The sequence below is a fragment of the Pseudomonas sivasensis genome (genome assembly GCF_052938085.1).
Map to the genome: position 1 here is coordinate 20,276 of NZ_CP176442.1, position 16,398 is coordinate 36,673.

Sequence of the window (16,398 nt, forward strand, 5' to 3'; positions counted from 1 at the left end):
TCTTACAGTCATCGGAGTATAACCAGCTTGATACATTTGTAGGTCGCTTAAGTGAGTCAGGCGTCACACTTGGCCGTATTGCTGCCCATGGCGTAGCCAGCGATCCAACAGCGGGCTGACGTGATCCGGCCAGCGCTCCATCAGGGCCTGTGCCGCATCGCGCACGGCGGGCAGCAGGTCGGCGTCGCGCATGAGGTCGGCGACTTTGAATTGCAGCAGGCCGGTCTGGCGGGTGCCGAGCATTTCGCCGGGACCGCGCAGTTCGAGGTCTTTTTCGGCAATGACGAACCCGTCGTTGGTCTCGCGCATGATGCCCAGACGCTGGCGACCGATCTGCGACAGCGGCGGGTGATACAGCAGCACGCAGTGGCTGGCCGCGCTGCCCCGGCCGACGCGGCCGCGCAGTTGGTGCAGTTGCGCCAGGCCCAGGCGCTCGGGGTTTTCGATGATCATCAGGCTGGCGTTGGGCACGTCCACACCGACTTCGATCACCGTGGTGGCCACCAGCAGTTGCAGGTTGCCGGCCTTGAAGTCGGCCATCACGGCGGCTTTTTCGGCGGGCTTCATGCGCCCGTGGATCAGCCCGACCTTGAGTTCGCCGAGGGCACTGGTGAGGTCTTCATAGGTGGTCTCGGCGGCCTGGCAGGTCAGTTCTTCAGACTCTTCGATCAGCGTGCACACCCAGTAAGCCTGGCGCCCTTCGGCACAGGCGCCGCGTACCCGTTCGATCACTTCGACACGCCGGGTATCGGTGACCAGCACGGTGTTGACCGGGGTGCGGCCGGGCGGCAGTTCGTCGAGGATCGAGGTGTCGAGGTCGGCGTAGGCACTCATGGCCAGCGTGCGCGGGATCGGCGTGGCGGTCATGATCAACTGGTGCGGGTTCATGCGACCGCCCACGCCTTTCTGGCGCAAGGCCAGGCGCTGCTGCACGCCGAAGCGGTGTTGTTCGTCGATGATCACCAGGGCCAGGTTCTTGAACTTCACCTCCTCCTGGAACAGCGCATGGGTGCCCACCACCATCGGGGCGCCGCCGGCGATCTGCTCCAGTGCCGCTGCGCGGTTCTTGCCCTTGAGCTTGCCCGCCAGCCACGCGACTTCCAGGCCCAAGGGTTCGAGCCAGCGCTTGAAGGTGATGAAGTGCTGCTCGGCGAGAATCTCGGTGGGTGCCATCAGCGCCACTTGGTAACCGGCTTCCAGCGCCTGCAAGGCGGCGAGGGCGGCGACCACTGTCTTGCCTGCACCCACGTCACCCTGAATCAACCGGAGCATGGGTTCTTTTTGGCTGAGGTCGTAGGCGATTTCATTGCCTACACGTTGCTGGGCACCGGTCGGCGCGAAGCCAAGATTGGCCAGGTATTGCGCAGGCAGGCGCGTGGCCTTGGGCATCGCTGGGGCGCGCAGGGAACGCATGCTTTCGCGCAGGCGCTGCTGGGACAGTTGATGAGTGAGCAGTTCTTCGAAGGCCAGGCGGTGCTGGGCCCAGTGGTGACCCAGGGCCAACTCGTCGACGTCGGCGTCGGCCGGCGGGTGATGCAGGTAGCGAATTGCGTCGTCCAGCGGCGCCAGTTGGTAGTCGCGAGCCAGCTCCAGTGGGAGCCAGTCGGGCAGGCTTTTCGGGCCGAGCATGGTCAGGGTCTGCGTGCACAGTTGGCGCAGGCGTTGCTGGGTCAGGCCTTCGGTGAGCGGGTAGATCGGCGTGAGGGTGGTGTCCACCGGAGGCGGTTCGTCGCCGGTGATCGCGCGGTATTCCGGATGGTAAATCTCCAGGCCCGAGGCACCGGGTCGCGCCTCGCCATAGCAGCGCACGCGTGTGCCGCGTTTGAGGCCTTCCTTCTGCGCGTTGCTGAAATGGTAGAAGCGCAGGCTCAGACCGCCGGTGCCGTCCTGCAGGCGCACGACCAGGCTGCGGCGCTTGCCCATGACCACGTCGGCCCCGCTGACGGTGCCTTCCACGACAGCGTCTTGCCCTGGGCGCAACTGGCCGATGGGCACCACGCGGGTGCGGTCCTGATACCGCAAGGGCAGGTGGAACAATACGTCCTGGAGGTTTTCCAGCCCGACCTTGGCCAGCTTCTCGGCCATGGCTTCACCGACACCCTTGAGTGCCGTCACCGACACCTGCGACAGCTCAGTCATACGGCTACTTAGCTCGCAGCAGGCGGCTTGGCCACCGAACACAGGCGGATCGAGTCGGCGAGGATCTCAATGGCTTTAGGCCGTGGGAAGCTGGCACGCCAGGCGATTGCCACGGTGCGGAAGGGCACCGGAGGTGTGAGCGGGCGTACTGCAATAACGCCGGGGGCGTAGTGATGGCTATCCACCGCTGACAGCGGCAGGATCGAAATGCCCAGGCCGGAAGCGACCATATGGCGAATGGTTTCCAGGGAGCTGGATTCCACGGTGGTGTGCTTGGCGCCGTCGTTGCCTTTGGTCAGCGTCGGGCAGGCTTCCAGCACTTGGTCGCGGAAGCAGTGGCCCTCGCCAAGCAGCAGCAGGCTCTTGTCATTGAGCAGGCCGGCGTCGATGGTGTCTTTCTGCGTCCACGGGTGGGAGGCGGGCATCAGCACGTAGAACGGCTCGTCGTAGAGCGGCAGCGTGAGCACGTCGGCCTCGTTGAACGGCAGGGCGATGATGATCGCGTCCAGCTCGCCGTTGCGCAGTTTGTCGCGCAGCACGTGGGTGAAGTTTTCTTCGATATACAGCGGCATCTGCGGGGCGACGCGGTGCAGTTGCGGGATCAGGTGCGGGAACAGGTACGGGCCGACGGTGTAGATGGCGCCGACTTTCAGCGGAGCGGTCAGCTGGTTCTTACCGGCCTGGGCCAGCTCGCGAATGCTTTGCGCTTGTTCCAGGACTTTCTGGGCCTGGGCAACGATGCCCTCGCCCACAGGGGTAAGGCGCACGGCGCTTTTGCTGCGCTCGAAAATCAGCACACCGAGTTCGTCTTCAAGCTTTTTCACGCCCACCGACAACGTCGGCTGGCTGACGTGGCAACGCTCGGCCGCATGGCCGAAGTGCTGCTCTTGGGCGAGGGTAACGATGTAGCGTAATTCTGTAAGAGTCATAGCAGGCGTCCATGAAGTTGCGGGCCAAGCATACCGGCTGCAATCGATAGACGCACGTTATCAGAAGTTTGTTGGGGATTGAGCGGAGGATTTTGCTGTTTGCTGAGAATGGCAAGGGTTGCCCCTTGCCACAGTCATATCAGCGGCGACGCTTTTCGATGTTGTACACGAATGGTGCAACGATCTCGACACTGCCGCTTTTCACCATGTCGGCCGGTGGCTTGGGCAGCGGTTGGGCACGACGGATCATGTCCAGGGTTGCACGGTCCAGGTCAGCGTTGCCGGAACGGCCCACCAACTCGTAGGACAGCACGTTGCCTTCGGCATCGACCACGAAGCGCAAGCGGTTCAGGCCTTCCTTGCCACGGGCCTGGGCACCTGGCGGGTACTTTTTGTACTTCTGCAAATGCGCCAGCAGGGTGCCTTCCCAAGAGGCCTTGGCTGCAAGCTGCTGCGGCGACGGGCCTGGAGCCGGCTGCGCCGATTTTTCGGCCGGCGCTTTGGTCGGCGGAGCATCGCTCGGCGGATCCTCGGAAGGTTTCTCCTTGGGTGGCTCGATCTTTTTCTCTACCGGCTTGGGCGGCTGAGGTTTGGGCTTGGGCTTGACTGGCTTGGGCACCTGGATCGTCGGCTTGGGTGCCTCGGCCAGTTTCGGCAAAGGCAACTCTTCCACCGGTGCGGGCGGTTGCGGTGGCGTGACCACTTTCGGTGGAGCCGGTGGCGGCGGTGCTGGCATCGGCGCCAGGTCAATGACCATGGCGGCCGGCGGCAGCTGCACAGTGCGCGGCGCCGACCAATGGAGCGCGATAGCAATCGCGACGGCGTGCACGCCCAGCACGACGGCAAGGCTGGTGCCATAACGCGTCAGTTTGTGGCGCGTCGTGATCATTTCTTGGCTGCCGTCTCAAGTCCGACCAAGCCTACCTTGAGGTAGCCGGCTGCCCGCAGGGCATCCATCACGCTCATCAGGTCGCCGTAGTCCACGCCCTTGTCGGCCTGGAAGAAGATCGTCGTGTCTTTCTTGCCTTGGGTCTTGGCGTCGAGGACCTGGCCCAAGGTTTCAGCTTTGACTTCTTCTTCGCCCAGGAACAGGCGTTGGTCCGCCTTGACGCTGAGAAACACCGGTTTCTCGGGCCGCGGCGCAGGCTTGGCGCTGGACGCGGGCAGGTCGACCTTGATATCCACGGTGGCCAAGGGAGCGGCCACCATGAAGATGATCAGCAGTACCAGCATTACGTCGATAAACGGCGTGACGTTGATTTCGTGGTTCTCGACGAGTTCATCGTCGCCTTGATTCAAATGCAGGCCCATGGCCGATTACCCCACTTTCACCATGTGCGGTTGCGAGCTGCGCTCGGTAGGCAGGTGATCGAGGTCGCGGCTGACCAGCAGCAGGACTTCTGCCGACGCGTCGGATACCTGGGCTTTATAGCCGGCAATCGAACGGGCGAAGACGTTGTAGATCACCACCGCAGGAATTGCAGCAACCAGGCCCAGGGCGGTTGCCAGCAGCGCTTCGGCGATGCCGGGGGCAACGACGGCGAGGTTGGTGGTCTGGGTTTTAGCGATGCCGATAAAGCTGTTCATGATGCCCCACACGGTACCGAACAGACCGACGAACGGCGCGGTGGAACCGATGGTGGCGAGTACGCCGGTGCCGCTGCTCATGTTACGGCCGCAGGCTGCTACCAGTCGCTCCAGGCGGAACGCCACGCGCTCTTTGATGCCTTCCTTTTCACGGGTGTTGGCCGACAGGCGCATTTCTTCCAGTGCGTCATGCACTAAGGTATTGGCCAGGGTGCCCTTTTTGGTCGCGCTCTCGCTGGCTTCCTTGAGGGTAGTGGCCTTTTTCAGGTGGACGATTTCAGTACGCAGACGGCGCTTGGCACCCAGCAACTCGAAGCCTTTGGCGATCCAGATGGTCCACGTGATGATCGAAGCGATGGCCAGACCGATCATCACGGCCTTCACCACGACGTCTGCGTTCTGGTACATGCCCCACGGCGACAGGTCATGGGCCATGCCCAGAGTGTTGTCTTCTTCCAGCACGACGCCAGTTTCGTCGGTGGCGGCTGGGGCAGCAGCCTGGGCTGGATCGGTGGCGGCTGGAGCGGCCGGGGCAGCAGCGTTTTGCTCGACGGCCGCCGGCGTGGCTGGGGCGTTGGCATCAGCGAATGCGGCGGTCGGCGCCAGCAGCACGCTGAACAGCATCGCAGCAATCGCGCGCCAGGCGCGGGACGGGCTGTGAAGCTTGGTTGGCGAAGCGGGGGTGGTATTACGTGTCATGCTGGCCGGACCTGAGAAGAAAAAATGAGTGATCGTCCTACCAGACCCTAGGCGGCCGAGGACAAATGGGCGGTCATTATTGCAAGTAATTCTTGTTAACAAAAGTAATACAGTAACTTTATTTGTGCTTTTTCTGGCCGCTGGTCAGCCGAGAAGGCTAACCTAGACCTTTGAGAATGGAGTTTTGTGATGTCTGCACCTTCTGTTGTGATTGCCGGATGCGGCGATGTGGGTGGTCGCCTGGCTAGCCAATTGCTGGCCTCGGAATGGGAGGTTTATGGCCTGCGACGCGACATTTCGCGTTTGCCCAACGGCGTGATCGGCATTGCCGGCGACCTCTTCAACAAGGATTGCCCCGACACCTGGCCCATTGGCGGGGTGGATTACCTGGTGTATTGCGCTGCCGCGACGGATCACGATGAGGCCGGTTATCGCGCGGCCTACGTGCAAGGATTGCAGCATGTGTTGGAGTGGCTAAAAGATTACGGTCAGGAACCCAAGCATTTGTTGTTTGTATCCAGCAGTAGCGTATACGGGCAACTGAATGGCGAGTGGGTCGACGAAACCTCTGAAACCAAGGCGAAGGGCTATTCCGGGCAGGTCATGCTGGAGGCCGAACAGGTCGCACTCAATAGCGGCATTCCTGCGAGCATTGTGCGTCTGACCGGCATTTACGGTCCGGGCCGCGAGTGGCTTCTGACCCAGGTACGCCAGGGTTATCGCGTGGCGATCGATCCACCTTTATATGGCAACCGCATTCACGCGGACGACGCGGCGGGTTTGCTGGCCTTCTTGTTGCGCCATGTGGAGCAGGGTGGTTCGCTGGATAAAATCTATATCGGCGTCGACGATGCGCCGGCTCCCTTGGCCGAGGTGGTGGCCTGGTTGCGTGACTACCTGGGCGTAACGGAGTGGTCCGAGGACGCCAGCGTGCGGCGTGCTGGTAGCAAGCAATGCAGCAATGCTCGCATCAAAGCGCTGGGTTGGGTGCCGACGTATCCGAGCTATCGAGAAGGGTATGCGGCCATTCTAAAAGGCTGAAGCCCCTCCCCACCGTTGGATCTGTGTTATTGCTGTTCTAGCAGCCATTGGCGCGGGCCGGGCGTGAACGTGGGTATTTCGTCGCTTTGCGCGCCGTTGATTGCCTGGAGGATTTCCATCTGCTTGCCCTTGCGCACGAAGATCCAGGTATTACCGACGTCTCCATTGGTCAGGAAAAGGGTGTTATTGCCTGCGCCTTGGGAGGCGCAGTCACCGTCCAGGCATAGTTCGTATCTGTCCGTTTTTGCAAGCCCTGAGACCTGGCCATCCGCGGTGAACGTTACAGTTTCACCTGTTCCTGGCCCCTCGATGATGCGCCATTTTCCACCCATGTAAGCGGCGTTCAGGGCCCTCCTGAAAGTGCTGCCCCACCTTTCTTCGGTTTTAGCGGTGTCGATAGGGCGGCTGAACACCTGTTCCTTCATATGCTCTTTGCCCAGTTGGATGAGCTGTTTGCCGTCGAGGCGCAGTGCGTCACTGCTATAGCCGCCATAGTCGACGGTCCAGGCGTCAGGGGATGTTTGCAACAGGTTGCCTTCGGCCATTTCGAAGCCGCTGCTCACCTGCGCCTTGCCGGCGTGGATATCGATATTCCATTCCAGATTTGAGCCCTGAGTGTTCAGCGGTTGGCTCAACGCAGCGGCATCAAGGATTGTCTGGTTGATCCAGATGCCGCTGATATCCGTTTTCGGCGACGTATGGGTGCATCCGCCAAGCAGTAGCAGGCCGAAGGTAAGCAATGCGCGCATGGAGCCATCTCTGAGGGTAAGAAACCGTGGCGCAGGCTAAAGAAAAAGGAGCCTTTGGGCTCCTTTGTTCTGTATCACTATTTTTCCAGCAACCACTGACGTGGCCCAGGCGTAAACGAAGGCACCTCATCGGTCTGTGCAGTGTTGATCGCCTGGAAAATTTCCAGCTGTTTGCCTTTGCGGGCAAAAATCCATGGGTTACCCACGCCGTTCAGTTGCAGCCACATGCTGTCGTAGCCGCCGCTCATGGATGCGCAATCACCTGCCAGGCACAGTGAGTACCGATCGACGCCCGGTAAGCCGGCGACTTTGCCGTCAGACTGGAATTGCACCGTGGCCCCGCTGCCGAAGCCGTCGGTGATCTTCCAGTCGCCGCCCATATAGGCCGCATACAGCGCACGTTCGAAGTTCGCGCCCAGCGGCGCGCCTTCCGGGGCTGGATCTTTGGCGCGAGCAAACAGCTGTTCGGGCTCATTGTCGTTCGCCACTTGCAGCAGTTGTTTGCCTTTGCGCTTGAGCTCAGTGGCGGAGCTGCCGTAGAAATCCACGCTCCAGGCGCCGGATTGCTCGCCGAGCAGCTTGCCTTCGGCAACCTCAAAACCGTTGTAGTAGCGCGCCTGCGCCGCCTTGGAGTTGACCTCCCACTCGAGGTTCGGGCCAAAGCTCTGCAGTGCTTCGCGCAAAGGGCCGCCTTTGGCTGCCGCATCGATGGCGACCTGGTTGATCCAGGTGCCGCTCACATCCAGGTCGGCCGGGTTGCTGGCGCAGCCGCCGAGCATCAGGGCGAGCAACGAAGTGGCTACAAGCGCTTTGCGCATCATGAAATCCTTTTAAAACGAAGTCGGCGCGGCCTGTGAGGGCTGCGCCGGGTGTTTTACTCGATGACCAGAATCGCGTCCATCTCAACCTGCGCGCCCTTTGGCAGAGCAGCAACGCCGATGGCGGCGCGGGCTGGGTAAGGCTGTTCGAAGTACTTGCCCATGATCTCGTTGACCTTGGCGAAATGGCTCAGGTCGGTAAGAAAGATGTTCAGCTTGACGATGTCCTTGAACGAACCGCCGGCAGCTTCGGCGACGGACTTGAGGTTCTCGAAAACTTGCACGGTCTGTGCTTCGAAGCCTTCCACCAGTTCCATGGTCTTCGGGTCCAGAGGGATCTGGCCGGACATGTAGACAGTGTTGCCCGCCTTGATTGCCTGGGAGTAAGTACCGATGGCGGCCGGGGCCTTGTCGCTGGTGATAACAGTCTTGGTCATGAATGACTCCTTGTAATGGGGCGATGACTTATCTGAACAGCTATGCGCGCATACGGGTGATGCGGATCACGCCGGTCAAGGCACGCAGCTTCTTGATCACGCGGGCCAGGTGCACGCGGTCGTGCACGCTGACCACCAGTTGGACAACGCTGATGCGACCATCGCGTTCGTCCATGCTGATTTTCTCGATATTGCCGTCGGCCGCGTTGACGCTGCTGGCCAGCAAGGCGATCAGGCCGCGCTGGTGTTCCAGCTCCACCCGCAGCTCAACGTTGAATTCGCCGGTGACATCCTTGGCCCACGAGAGCTGGATGCATTTTTCCGGGTTGTGGCGTATTTCGGTGATGTTGCGGCAGTTGTCCAGGTGCACGACCATGCCTTTGCCTGCGGAAAGGTGGCCGACAATAGGGTCGCCCGGGATCGGCGTGCAGCACTTGGCGTAGCTGAGTACCAGGCCCTCGGTGCCGCGAATTGCCAGTGGGCCTTCGGGGCTTGGCAACTGCTCGCCTTCGCCAAGCAGGCGGCGGGCGACCACGTAAGCCATGCGGTTGCCCAGGCCGATATCTTCCAGTAAGTCTTCGACGGTTTCCTGGCGATACTCGTGGAGCATCGCTTGCACACGCTCCTGCGGGATCTTATCCAGAGCGCTGTCGAAACCGTTGAGCACCTTGTTCAGTAGGCGTTCGCCGAGGCTGATGGACTCGGAGCGGCGCTGCAGTTTGAGGGCGTGACGGATGTGCGTACGTGCCTTGCCGGTGACCACGAAGTTGAGCCACGCCGGGTTCGGGCGTGCGCCAGGCGCGCTGACAATCTCCACGGTTGAGCCGCTTTGCAGCGGCTCGGACAGTGGAGCCAGGCGACGGTTGATCCGGCAGGCGATGCAGCTGTTGCCCACGTCGGTATGCACCGCGTAAGCGAAGTCGACCGCCGTGGAGCCTTTGGGCAGCTCCATGATCCGGCCTTTGGGCGTGAACACGTAGACCTCGTCCGGGAACAGGTCAATCTTCACGCTTTCAATAAATTCCAGGGAGTTGCCAGCACGTTGCTGCATTTCCAGCACGCCTTTGACCCATTGGCGGGCGCGGGCATGGGTGCCTTTTGGCTGCTCGTCGCCACTGGACTTGTACAGCCAGTGGGCGGCGATGCCGTTGTTGGCCATCTCTTCCATTTCTCGGGTGCGGATCTGGATTTCTATCGGCACGCCATGCATACCGAACAGCGTGGTATGCAGTGACTGATAGCCGTTGGCCTTGGGAATCGCGATGTAGTCCTTGAAGCGGCCCGGCAGGGGTTTGTACAAATTATGTACAGCGCCCAGCACGCGGTAACAGGTATCAACCTTGTCGACGATGATCCGGAACGCGTACACGTCCATTATCTCGTTGAAGGCCCGACGCTTGCCGCGCATCTTCTTGTAGATGCCGTAGATGTGCTTCTGCCGCCCGCTGACTTCGCCCTCGATTTCGTCGATCGCCAGGCAATGGCTTAGCGACTCTTCGATCTTGTTGACGATTTCCTTGCGATTGCCACGGGCACGCTTGACCGCTTGGTAGATGCGCGCCGAACGCATCGGGTGCATGGCCTTGAAGCCGAGGTCTTCGAACTCGATACGAATGGCGTGCATGCCCAGCCGGTTGGCGATGGGCGCATAGATTTCCAGGGTTTCCTTGGCGATGCGCCGACGTTTTTCGCCGGACAGCACTTCCAGCGTGCGCATGTTGTGCAGCCGGTCGGCCAGCTTGACCAAGATCACCCGGATGTCCCGGGCCATGGCCATGGCCATCTTCTGGAAGTTTTCCGCCTGGGCTTCAGCCTTGGTTTCGAAGTTCATCTGGGTCAGTTTGCTGACCCCGTCGACCAGTTCGGCCACGGTTTCGCCAAATTGCGCACTGAGCGCTTCCTTGGCAATACCGGTGTCTTCGATCACGTCATGCAGCATCGCGGCCATCAGGCTCTGATGGTCCATGTGCATGTCGGCCAGGATATTCGCCACCGCAAGAGGATGGGTGACGTACGCCTCACCGCTTCGGCGGCGTTGGCCGTCGTGGGCTTGTTCGGCGTAGAAATACGCTCGGCGGACCAGGTTAACCTGGTCGGGGCCGAGGTAGGTCGATAAGCGATCGGCGAGGGCGTCTATGCTCGGCAAAGTGTGAACTCCTGCCGAAGGCTGTGACTCCGCGCCGTGCTACGTCGACCAGGCATAGGCTTAGACGGCCTCGTTGGACTCGTCCTCGAACGCTGCAAACAGCGGTTCGTCTTCAACGATCTCAGCGTTGGCGATGAACTCGTAGCTCATCAGGCCTTCAGCGATTTCACGCAGGGCTACAACGGTAGGTTTGTCGTTTTCCCACTGGACCAGGGGCTCTTTGCCGCCAGTGGCCAGTTGACGGGCACGCTTGGTAGAGAGCATGACCAGCTCAAAGCGGTTTGCCACGTGGTCTAGGCAGTCTTCAACGGTTACGCGGGCCATGATATTCCTCGGAGCGAATGCAAGATGCGCGCTGCCCGGTTGGGCGAGCGGACTGAGCAGTTTAAAAAATCACCAGCGTTTAGGGAAGCGCTGATTTTTCGCAGGCCCTCGCAAAACCGCTACAAGGGCCAATGTAAAGCCCTTACAGCCGTTTTGGGAAGACCCAATCAGCCAAGCAGTTCGGCCAGTAATTTGCCGAAACGCTGCTGTTGACGCTTTTGCTGGAGCTGATTCGTGCGGAAAATCGCCTTCAGGTCGTCCAGTGCGTGGGAAAAATCGTCGTTAATGATCAGGTAGTCGTAGTCGACGTAGTGACTCATTTCACTGACGGCTTCACGCATGCGGCCTTCGATGATCTCGTCACTGTCCTGACCACGATTGGTCAGGCGCTGATGCAAGGCTTCGAGCGACGGCGGCAGGATGAAGATCGAGCGTGCCTTGGGCATCAGCTGGCGAACTTGCTCGGCGCCCTGCCAGTCGATTTCCAGGATCAGGTCGTGGCCTTCGTCCAAGGTCTGCTGCAGGTGGCTCTGCGAAGTGCCATAGAGGTTGCCGAACACTTCGGCACGCTCCAAGAAGTCGCCGTGCTCAATCATTTTGACGAACTCGGTACGCTCGACGAAGTGGTAGTGCACGCCGTTCACCTCGCCCGGGCGCATGGCACGGGTGGTGTGGGAGACCGAGATGCGAATCTGCTCGTCAGCGTCGGTCAGGGCCTTGACCAGGCTGCTCTTGCCCGCGCCCGAAGGGGCGGAAATGATGTAAAGGGTGCCGGTGCTGTGGGTCATGTAGGTTGCCTTACTCAATATTCTGTACTTGTTCGCGCATTTGCTCGATCAACACTTTGAGGTTGACGGCAGCCGTTGTGCTGCGCGGGTCAAATGCCTTGGAGCCGAGTGTATTGGCTTCGCGGTTGAGTTCCTGCATCAGGAAGTCCAGGCGCCGACCGGCGGCGCCGCCGGATTTGAGCACGCGACGCACTTCGAGGATGTGGGTGCTCAAGCGGTCCAGCTCTTCGGCGACGTCGCTCTTTTGGGCCAGCAGGACCATTTCCTGCTCCAGGCGCGTCGGGTCGAGGTCGGCCTTCATGTCGGTGAAGCGGTCGAGAACCTTCTGACGTTGGGTGGCGAGCATCTGCGGCACCAGCTCGCGCAAGATGACCACGTCTGCTTCGATCGAAGTCAGGCGCTCGTTGATCAGGCGTGCCAGTTCGGCACCTTCGCGTTCGCGGCCGGCCTTGAGCTCCTTCAAGCCCTGATTAAACAGGGCGAGGGCTTCGGCATTGAGGGCTTGCGGATCGGAGGCGTCGGCCACCAGCACCCCGGGCCAAGCCAGCACTTCCAGAGGGTTCAGCGCTGCGGGCTGCTTGATCAGGCCGGCGATGGTTTCGGCGGCAGCGACCAGTTGCGCGGCGCGCTCGCGGTCTACCTGCAGCGGCTTGCCGGTGGTTTCTTCGGTAAAGCGCAGGGTGCATTCCAGCTTGCCGCGGGAGATGCCCTGGCGCAGTGCCTCACGCACGGCGCCTTCGAGGTCGCGGAAGGATTCCGGCAGGCGCAGGTGCGGCTCCAGGTAGCGGCTGTTGACCGAGCGCAGTTCCCAGCTCAGGGTGCCTTGGGCGCCTGCTTTTTCGACGCGGGCGAAGGCGGTCATGCTGTGCACCATGGAGGTACCTCGCGATGCAGTCCCGCAAACACGGGCTGATGGGTAAATTGAAGCCGACAGGCTGCGAAGGCGCAGGATTGTAGCGCAGTGGGGCGAGTGCGCCCAAACAATGGGCGATAGGCTGACCATTCGTAACCAGATTTTTAGAAGTGCCCCGAATCGGCTCGCGGCTCTATAATGCTCGGCAGTTTTTCGTCCTCAGTACAGGTATCCCCTATGAAACGTCCAAGTGGTCGCGTTGCCGATCAGCTCCGCTCGATCCGCATCACCCGCAACTACACCAAACACGCCGAGGGATCTGTACTGGTCGAGTTTGGCGATACCAAGGTTATCTGCACCGTCAGCGTTGAAAATGGCGTGCCGCGTTTCCTTAAAGGCCAGGGCCAGGGTTGGTTGACCGCCGAATACGGCATGCTGCCGCGCGCCACCGGTGAACGTAACCAGCGTGAAGCCAGCCGTGGCAAGCAAGGCGGCCGCACCCTGGAAATCCAGCGCCTGATCGGTCGCTCCCTGCGTGCAGCCCTGGACATGTCCAAGCTGGGCGACGTGACCCTTTACGTCGACTGCGACGTGATCCAGGCCGATGGCGGCACCCGCACTGCATCCATCACTGGCGCGATGGTGGCCTTGGTCGACGCACTGAAAGTGATCAAGAAACGTGGCGGCCTGAAAGGCGGCGACCCGCTCAAGCAAATGATTGCCGCTGTATCGGTGGGTATGTACCAGGGCGAGCCTGTGCTGGACCTGGACTATCTGGAAGATTCGGCTGCCGAGACTGACCTGAACGTCGTGATGACCAGCACCGGTGGTTTCATCGAAGTGCAGGGCACCGCTGAAGGCGCGCCATTCCAGCCGGCCGAGCTGAACGCCATGCTGGCCCTAGCCCAGAAAGGCATGACCGAGATCTTCGAACTGCAGAACGCCGCACTGGCTGACTAAGCCGACTTCAAGGAGAAGCGCCATGAGTGACAGTCAATTGCCGGTTCCGGCACCGACCAAGGAAGTTCGCCAATGGGCGATGTTGTGTCACTTCGCGGCGTTTCTGGGGTTGGTATTCCCCTTTGGCAGCCTGTTGGGGCCGTTGATCGTGTGGCAGATCAAGAAGGATATGGACCCGCTTATCGATGATCAGGGCAAGGAAGCCCTGAATTTCCAGATCACAGTGGCCATCGCCTGGCTGGTCTGCATGGTGCTGGGGTTTGTGGTGATCGGCTTTGTGTTGATGCTGGTGCTCGTGGTTGCGGCGCTGGTGCTGACGATCATTGGCGGCGTTAAAGCCAACAACGGCACAGCCTACCGATACCCATGGACCTGGCGTTTGGTCAAATAGTGATCGCCCACAAAAAAACCGACAGCGATGTCGGTTTTTTTGTGCTTGGAGAAAGACCTTAGATGGTCAGTGTCCAGTCGTAGTCCACGATCAGCGGCGCGTGCTGCGAGAAACGCGGTTGGCGCGGCAAACGTGCACTGCGTACGAACCGGCGCAGACCTGGGGTCAGCAACTGGTAGTCGAAGCGCCAGCCCAGGTTGAGCATTTCAGCCTGTTCATTGTCTGGCCACCAGCTGTACTGGTCGCCTTCGCGGCTGACTTCACGAAGGGCATCCACATAGCCCATGTTGCCGACAATCTCGTCCATCCAGGCCCGTTCCGGCGCCAGGAAACCTGGGGATTGCTGGCTGTCGCGCCAGTTCTTGATATCCAGCTTTTGTTGCGCCACGTACAGCGAGCCACAGTAAATGTACTCGCGACGTTTACGCCGCTGTTTATCCAGATAACGGGCGAAATCGTCCATTAGCTTGAACTTCTGGTTCAAGTCTTCATCGCCGTTCTGCCCCGAAGGAAGCAGCAAGGTCGCGATGCTGACCTTGTCGAAATCGGCTTGCAGGTAGCGCCCGTAGCGGTCGGCTGTCTCGAAGCCGAGGCCGCTGATGACCGCCTTGGGTTGCAACCGCGAGTACAAAGCCACGCCACCTTGGGTGGGCACTTCGGCATCGCAGGCATAAAGGAAGTAGCCATCCAGTTGGAAGGCTGGGTCGTCCAGTTCAAAGGCGGAGGCGCGGGTGTCCTGCAGGCAGATGACGTCGGCATTCTGAGCTTGCAGCCAACTGAGCAAACCACGCTCGACTGCAGCCTGAATACCATTAACGTTCACACTGATGATCCGCATAAATGGCCCCAAAAATCGCGTGCGTGTATGATACACGCCGTCTACCTAATTAGCTAAATCCGTGGTATCTGAGGCTTTTTTCATGCAGGCGTATCAACGCGATTTCATTCGTTTTGCCATCGATCGCGGGGTTTTGCGCTTCGGTGAGTTCACCCTCAAGTCCGGGCGCACCAGTCCGTACTTCTTCAATGCGGGCTTGTTCAACTCGGGTTCGGCCCTGGCTCAGTTGGGGCGTTTCTACGCGGCAGCCATTGTTGAAAGCGGTATTTCCTTCGACGTGCTGTTTGGCCCGGCCTACAAGGGTATCCCCCTGGCAGCTGCAACAGCCGTGGCCCTGGCGGAACACCATGGGCGCGATCTGCCATGGTGCTTCAACCGCAAGGAAGCCAAGGCTCATGGCGAAGGCGGCAGCCTGGTGGGCGCGCCGCTGACCGGCGACGTGCTGATCATTGACGACGTAATCACCGCCGGCACCGCCATCCGTGAAGTGATGCAGATTATCGCTTCCCAAGACGGCGCCAAGGCTGCTGGCGTGCTGATCGCGCTGAACCGCCAGGAGCGCGGCAACGGTGAGTTGTCGGCGATCCAGGAAGTGGAGCGTGATTTCGGTATTCCGGTGGTAAGCATCGTTTCGTTGAACCAGGTGTTGCAGTTCCTGGAAGATGATCCGCAGCTCAAGCAGCACTTGCCGGCAGTTAAGGCGTATCGCGAGCAGTTCGGCGTTCAGTAATCGCCGAACCATAAAAAAGCCCCGCTCAACCAAGTTGAGCGGGGCTTTTTGTTTTCAGCGTTTTAAGGGCGCTTGCGGTTGCTGATCAGCGTACCCACACCTGTATCGGTAAAGATTTCCAGCAGGATTGCATTCGGTACACGGCCATCAAGGATCAGCGAGCTGCCAACGCCGCCTTGCACTGCTTCCAGCGCGCAACGGATCTTCGGCAGCATGCCGCCGTAGATGGTGCCGTCGGCGATCAGTTCGTCCACCTGTTGAGTGGTCAAGCCGGTCAGCACCTTGCCTTCCTTGTCCATCAGGCCGGCGATGTTAGTCAGCAGCATCAGCTTTTCAGCCTTCAGCGCCTCGGCGACCTTGCCGGCGACGAGGTCGGCGTTGATGTTGTAGGACTCACCGTTCGCACCCACGCCGATCGGCGCGATCACCGGGATGAAGTCACCCTTGACCAGCAGGTTCAGCAGGTCGGTGTTGATGCCGATCACTTCGCCTACCTGGCCGATATCGATGATTTCCGGCTGGGTCATTTCCGGCGTCTGACGGGTAACGGTCAGTTTTTTCGCGCGGATCAGCTCGGCGTCCTTGCCGGTCAGGCCGATGGCGCTGCCGCCGTGGCGGTTGATCAGGTTGACGATGTCTTTGTTCACCTGGCCGCCGAGGACCATCTCCACCACGTCCATGGTCTGCGCGTCAGTGACACGCATGCCATCGATGAAGTGACTCTCGATCGACAAGCGCTTGAGCAGGTCGCCGATCTGCGGGCCGCCACCGTGCACCACCACAGGGTTGATCCCCACGGCTTTCATCAACACGATGTCGCGGGCAAAGCCGGTTTTCAGCTCTTCGCTTTCCATGGCATTGCCGCCGTACTTGATCACCAGCGTCTTGCCGACGTAGCGTCGAATGTAAGGCAGCGCTTCGGACAGGACCTTGGCGGTGTTGGCAGCGGCTTCGCGTTCGAGGGTCATT

General features: G+C 60.5%; 18 protein-coding genes. 4 read left to right on the forward strand and 14 right to left on the reverse strand.

From position 1 onward, the window contains the following. Positions 1 to 63: 63 nt before the first annotated feature. The 5 genes from recG to exbB all read right to left on the reverse strand — a co-directional run bounded on the left by recG (position 64) and on the right by exbB (position 5,354). Complete coding sequence (gene recG, locus ACKZ62_RS00080; RefSeq protein WP_032884418.1) at positions 64 to 2,139, reverse strand: ATP-dependent DNA helicase RecG; 2,076 nt, start codon at positions 2,137 to 2,139, stop codon at positions 64 to 66. Between the two features lie 8 nt (positions 2,140 to 2,147). Next, positions 2,148 to 3,068 (reverse strand): hydrogen peroxide-inducible genes activator, encoded by a 921-nt coding sequence (locus ACKZ62_RS00085; protein WP_003213305.1) that lies wholly within the window; start codon positions 3,066 to 3,068, stop codon positions 2,148 to 2,150. A gap of 139 nt (positions 3,069 to 3,207) precedes the next feature. Then, entirely contained in the window at positions 3,208 to 3,957 is a 750-nt protein-coding gene (locus tag ACKZ62_RS00090) for a TonB family protein (RefSeq protein ID WP_032884417.1), read from the reverse strand. Then, a complete protein-coding gene (gene exbD / locus ACKZ62_RS00095) occupies positions 3,954 to 4,379 on the reverse strand; it encodes a TonB system transport protein ExbD (protein ID WP_032884416.1) in 426 nt (141 codons plus the stop codon). Before exbD ends, ACKZ62_RS00090 begins: the two co-directional genes overlap by 4 nt. A 6-nt stretch (positions 4,380 to 4,385) precedes the next feature. Beyond that, a complete protein-coding gene (gene exbB, locus ACKZ62_RS00100; RefSeq protein ID WP_032884415.1) occupies positions 4,386 to 5,354 on the reverse strand; it encodes a tonB-system energizer ExbB in 969 nt (322 codons plus the stop codon). Positions 5,355 to 5,543: 189 nt separating this feature from the next. On the opposite strand from exbB, the gene ACKZ62_RS00105 reads away from it, so the two are divergent. Further along, on the forward strand, positions 5,544 to 6,395 hold the full coding sequence (locus ACKZ62_RS00105; RefSeq protein WP_095185210.1) for an SDR family oxidoreductase: 852 nt from the start codon (positions 5,544 to 5,546) through the stop codon (positions 6,393 to 6,395). Positions 6,396 to 6,421: 26 nt separating this feature from the next. Here the strand turns inward: ACKZ62_RS00105 and ACKZ62_RS00110 are convergent, their stop codons facing one another. The 7 genes from ACKZ62_RS00110 to ACKZ62_RS00140 all read right to left on the reverse strand — a co-directional run bounded on the left by ACKZ62_RS00110 (position 6,422) and on the right by ACKZ62_RS00140 (position 12,531). Then, on the reverse strand, positions 6,422 to 7,144 hold the full coding sequence (locus tag ACKZ62_RS00110) for a hypothetical protein (RefSeq protein ID WP_447096187.1): 723 nt from the start codon (positions 7,142 to 7,144) through the stop codon (positions 6,422 to 6,424). 77 nt (positions 7,145 to 7,221) lie between these two features. Continuing rightward, positions 7,222 to 7,962 (reverse strand): hypothetical protein, encoded by a 741-nt coding sequence (locus ACKZ62_RS00115; RefSeq protein WP_099601755.1) that lies wholly within the window; start codon positions 7,960 to 7,962, stop codon positions 7,222 to 7,224. Between the two features lie 56 nt (positions 7,963 to 8,018). Then, the gene (locus tag ACKZ62_RS00120) at positions 8,019 to 8,399 is read right to left on the reverse strand and encodes a deaminase RidA (protein WP_003176922.1); all 381 of its coding nucleotides are present in this window, start codon (positions 8,397 to 8,399) and stop codon (positions 8,019 to 8,021) included. Positions 8,400 to 8,439: 40 nt separating this feature from the next. Continuing rightward, entirely contained in the window at positions 8,440 to 10,545 is a 2,106-nt protein-coding gene (gene spoT / locus ACKZ62_RS00125) for a bifunctional GTP diphosphokinase/guanosine-3',5'-bis pyrophosphate 3'-pyrophosphohydrolase (protein WP_032884411.1), read from the reverse strand. A gap of 60 nt (positions 10,546 to 10,605) precedes the next feature. Further along, a complete protein-coding gene (gene rpoZ, locus ACKZ62_RS00130) occupies positions 10,606 to 10,869 on the reverse strand; it encodes a DNA-directed RNA polymerase subunit omega (protein ID WP_017735757.1) in 264 nt (87 codons plus the stop codon). Positions 10,870 to 11,036: 167 nt separating this feature from the next. Then, positions 11,037 to 11,657, reverse strand: a complete 621-nt coding sequence (gene gmk / locus ACKZ62_RS00135; RefSeq protein WP_032884410.1) for a guanylate kinase — start codon at positions 11,655 to 11,657, stop codon at positions 11,037 to 11,039. 10 nt (positions 11,658 to 11,667) lie between these two features. Next, positions 11,668 to 12,531: a YicC/YloC family endoribonuclease gene (locus ACKZ62_RS00140; RefSeq protein ID WP_095185208.1), complete on the reverse strand. Its 864-nt coding sequence runs from the start codon at positions 12,529 to 12,531 to the stop codon at positions 11,668 to 11,670. Positions 12,532 to 12,747: 216 nt separating this feature from the next. On the opposite strand from ACKZ62_RS00140, the gene rph reads away from it, so the two are divergent. Together rph and ACKZ62_RS00150 are read left to right on the forward strand one after the other, a co-directional pair. Next, complete coding sequence (gene rph / locus ACKZ62_RS00145; RefSeq protein ID WP_017735760.1) at positions 12,748 to 13,470, forward strand: ribonuclease PH; 723 nt, start codon at positions 12,748 to 12,750, stop codon at positions 13,468 to 13,470. A gap of 22 nt (positions 13,471 to 13,492) precedes the next feature. After that, positions 13,493 to 13,861 carry a DUF4870 domain-containing protein gene (locus tag ACKZ62_RS00150; RefSeq protein ID WP_032884406.1) on the forward strand — a complete coding sequence of 123 codons (369 nt, stop codon included), beginning with the start codon at positions 13,493 to 13,495 and terminating at the stop codon, positions 13,859 to 13,861. 58 nt (positions 13,862 to 13,919) lie between these two features. Here the strand turns inward: ACKZ62_RS00150 and ACKZ62_RS00155 are convergent, their stop codons facing one another. Beyond that, positions 13,920 to 14,699, reverse strand: coding sequence for a catabolite repression control protein Crc (locus ACKZ62_RS00155; RefSeq protein ID WP_003195493.1), 780 nt, complete (start codon positions 14,697 to 14,699; stop codon positions 13,920 to 13,922). 82 nt (positions 14,700 to 14,781) lie between these two features. Between ACKZ62_RS00155 and pyrE the strand changes: the two genes are divergently transcribed. Beyond that, the gene (gene pyrE / locus ACKZ62_RS00160) at positions 14,782 to 15,429 is read left to right on the forward strand and encodes an orotate phosphoribosyltransferase (RefSeq protein ID WP_027608288.1); all 648 of its coding nucleotides are present in this window, start codon (positions 14,782 to 14,784) and stop codon (positions 15,427 to 15,429) included. A 62-nt stretch (positions 15,430 to 15,491) separates the two neighbouring features. On the opposite strand, the gene argB is transcribed toward pyrE, so the two are convergent. Then, positions 15,492 to 16,397, reverse strand: a complete 906-nt coding sequence (argB, locus tag ACKZ62_RS00165) for an acetylglutamate kinase (protein ID WP_017735763.1) — start codon at positions 16,395 to 16,397, stop codon at positions 15,492 to 15,494. Between the last annotated feature and the right edge of the window lies 1 nt (position 16,398).

Excerpts from the sequence above, each read along its gene's own strand:
- ACKZ62_RS00150 (WP_032884406.1), top strand. The coding sequence starts at position 13,493 with ATGAGTGACAGTCAATTGCCGGTTCCGGCACCGACCAAGGAAGTTCGC.
- rph (WP_017735760.1), top strand. The coding sequence starts at position 12,748 with ATGAAACGTCCAAGTGGTCGCGTTGCCGATCAGCTCCGCTCGATCCGC.
- exbB (WP_032884415.1), bottom strand. The coding sequence starts at position 5,354 with ATGACACGTAATACCACCCCCGCTTCGCCAACCAAGCTTCACAGCCCG.
- gmk (WP_032884410.1), bottom strand. The coding sequence starts at position 11,657 with ATGACCCACAGCACCGGCACCCTTTACATCATTTCCGCCCCTTCGGGC.
- ACKZ62_RS00110 (WP_447096187.1), bottom strand. The coding sequence starts at position 7,144 with ATGCGCGCATTGCTTACCTTCGGCCTGCTACTGCTTGGCGGATGCACC.
- ACKZ62_RS00115 (WP_099601755.1), bottom strand. The coding sequence starts at position 7,962 with ATGCGCAAAGCGCTTGTAGCCACTTCGTTGCTCGCCCTGATGCTCGGC.
- rpoZ (WP_017735757.1), bottom strand. The coding sequence starts at position 10,869 with ATGGCCCGCGTAACCGTTGAAGACTGCCTAGACCACGTGGCAAACCGC.
- ACKZ62_RS00140 (WP_095185208.1), bottom strand. The coding sequence starts at position 12,531 with ATGGTGCACAGCATGACCGCCTTCGCCCGCGTCGAAAAAGCAGGCGCC.
- argB (WP_017735763.1), bottom strand. The coding sequence starts at position 16,397 with ATGACCCTCGAACGCGAAGCCGCTGCCAACACCGCCAAGGTCCTGTCC.
- exbD (WP_032884416.1), bottom strand. The coding sequence starts at position 4,379 with ATGGGCCTGCATTTGAATCAAGGCGACGATGAACTCGTCGAGAACCAC.
- ACKZ62_RS00120 (WP_003176922.1), bottom strand. The coding sequence starts at position 8,399 with ATGACCAAGACTGTTATCACCAGCGACAAGGCCCCGGCCGCCATCGGT.
- ACKZ62_RS00085 (WP_003213305.1), bottom strand. The coding sequence starts at position 3,068 with ATGACTCTTACAGAATTACGCTACATCGTTACCCTCGCCCAAGAGCAG.
- pyrE (WP_027608288.1), top strand. The coding sequence starts at position 14,782 with ATGCAGGCGTATCAACGCGATTTCATTCGTTTTGCCATCGATCGCGGG.
- ACKZ62_RS00090 (WP_032884417.1), bottom strand. The coding sequence starts at position 3,957 with ATGATCACGACGCGCCACAAACTGACGCGTTATGGCACCAGCCTTGCC.
- ACKZ62_RS00105 (WP_095185210.1), top strand. The coding sequence starts at position 5,544 with ATGTCTGCACCTTCTGTTGTGATTGCCGGATGCGGCGATGTGGGTGGT.
- ACKZ62_RS00155 (WP_003195493.1), bottom strand. The coding sequence starts at position 14,699 with ATGCGGATCATCAGTGTGAACGTTAATGGTATTCAGGCTGCAGTCGAG.
- recG (WP_032884418.1), bottom strand. The coding sequence starts at position 2,139 with ATGACTGAGCTGTCGCAGGTGTCGGTGACGGCACTCAAGGGTGTCGGT.